This is a genomic window from Pseudomonas sp. EA_5y_Pfl2_R50 (assembly GCF_963970475.1).
In the GTDB taxonomy this organism is placed as follows: Bacteria; Pseudomonadota; Gammaproteobacteria; order Pseudomonadales; family Pseudomonadaceae; genus Aquipseudomonas.
This window is the reverse complement of record NZ_CAXAPT010000052.1, coordinates 1-743: the sequence shown is the minus strand read 5'-3', so window position 1 is coordinate 743 and position 743 is coordinate 1. Positions and strand designations below refer to the sequence as shown.

The 743-nt window shown below is 62.2% G+C and carries 1 protein-coding gene; it reads right to left on the bottom strand.

Going from position 1 to position 743, the window contains the following annotated elements:
* On the bottom strand, nt 1-743 hold a 743-nt coding region (locus AACY19_RS26635), incomplete at both ends, for a DUF4158 domain-containing protein (RefSeq protein WP_339454467.1).

The window sequence follows — 743 nt, the reverse complement described above, 5'->3', positions numbered from 1 at the left end:
CGCATTCCGGTTATCGGCAGGGCGCCCAGCGATAGCCTGTCAGCCCCCAGGTTCCGCAGCGCATTGAGCCGCTGCGCTGCTTCGGCAATATTGATCTGGCTTGTACCGGTGGTGGGCTTGCGCAGCCATTCAAACAGCGTCTCGCCCGTTTCCTCGTCATGGACGGCAGACAAATCCTGGACCCAACGCTGCACGCATTGCCCACCAACTGTTTGCATCATCTCTGCGCGAATGGACTTGGTGACATAGGCTTGAGCAGCTGCCACCCGGTCTTCGATCCGGCTTTGGCCCGGCAGCACCCAATGGTGCTCAAAAAGCCAGATCATCGCCTGGCGCGTGAGCGCCGCGCTGTCGAAGCTCTGGGTCGCCATGCGGCGCAAATGGCCGGTCAGGGCGCGCTCGCTGGCGTCGCTATAATCCCTGAAGGCCAGCGCGGCCATCGCAGCCTGCTGGTGATGATAAAGCGTCATCCGTCGCCGGTAGATCGAACGGATCGACGCCAATTGCGGAGCCGAAATATCCGCTGCCTGGCCGGCGCGCGTCAGCACAGCTGGCGGGATCACTTGCACCGAATTCAGCGAACGCCCGGTGAGGCGCAGAAAGCCGATCTGCAGCACCAGCCCCAGGCGAGTCAGCGGTGTCCGCCGCGCTCCAACCATCCGGGCGATATCATCGTCCAGCATGAAAAGCTCATCAATCTCAGCGACAGTAAGCGTGGCCGGAAACGTCGTCAGCCCCAGATA